The organism is Cellulomonas citrea (assembly GCF_009829685.1).
Taxonomy (GTDB): Bacteria; Actinomycetota; Actinomycetes; order Actinomycetales; family Cellulomonadaceae; genus Cellulomonas; species Cellulomonas citrea.
In genome coordinates this window covers 1-748 of the sequence record NZ_VWSD01000335.1, presented here as the reverse complement: position 1 = coordinate 748, position 748 = coordinate 1, and the positions used below count along the sequence as shown (strand labels likewise).

At 78.1% G+C, this 748-nt stretch carries 2 protein-coding genes; one reads left to right on the top strand and one right to left on the bottom strand.

Going from position 1 to position 748, the window contains the following annotated elements:
- The coding region (locus F2B26_RS16560; protein ID WP_201292806.1) for an FAD:protein FMN transferase at positions 1-546 on the bottom strand (546 nt) is incomplete at its 3' end.
- 9 nt (positions 547-555) lie between these two features.
- Here F2B26_RS16560 and F2B26_RS16555 point away from each other — a divergent pair.
- Positions 556-748 (top strand): hypothetical protein (locus F2B26_RS16555; RefSeq protein ID WP_201292805.1); only part of this gene is annotated, 193 nt, incomplete at its 3' end.

The window sequence follows — 748 nt, the reverse complement described above, 5'->3', positions numbered from 1 at the left end:
GGTCGCGGCCCGGCGCACCGCGAGGCCCTTGCCGATCCCGCCGAGGTCGATCGCGACCCCGCCCAGGTGGAGCAGACCGAGCCCGCGCGCGGCGGGCAGCACCGCCGGCTGCCACGGCCCGGCCTGGGATGCGGCGGACGCCGTCGGGGTCGCCGCCTCGGACCCGCCCGCGCACAGCCCAGCAGGGTCCGACGGGGAGGCGATCACCTCGGCGAACGTCCGGTCGTACCCCCAGCCGAGCAGCACCTCGAGCACCCGGGGGTCGAACAGCCCGCCGGTGGTCCGGTACGCCAGCTCCGCGGCGGCCACGGCCTCCGTGAGCTCGGCCGGCACCCGGTGCCAGGCCTGCGGGGCACGGTTGGCGCGGCTGAGCGCCGAGGTCTCCTCGAACCGGGTGAGGTGCGTGGCCACGGCACGGATCACCTCGACGGCCCGGTCCAGCGCCTCGTCCGCACCGGGCCGCGGGTCGACGACCCGCAGCTCGATGTCGCTGGCCATCGAACGGAACGTGCGGGTGAGCTCGCGGGTCGCGGTGACCGCACTCATCCGGACGCCTTGGTCGTCGTGTTGACCGGCGGGGCGGGGGCCGGGGCCGCGGGGGCCGGGGCGGGGGCGGCCGCCTGGGCCGCGGGTGCGGCGGCTGCGGGTGCCGGTGCGGCCGCCGCGGCGCTGCCCGACGACGTCTGCTTCTTGCTGGTCGACGACGAGCGCGGCCACGTTCGACAACCCCTCGCGCACGACGGCGACG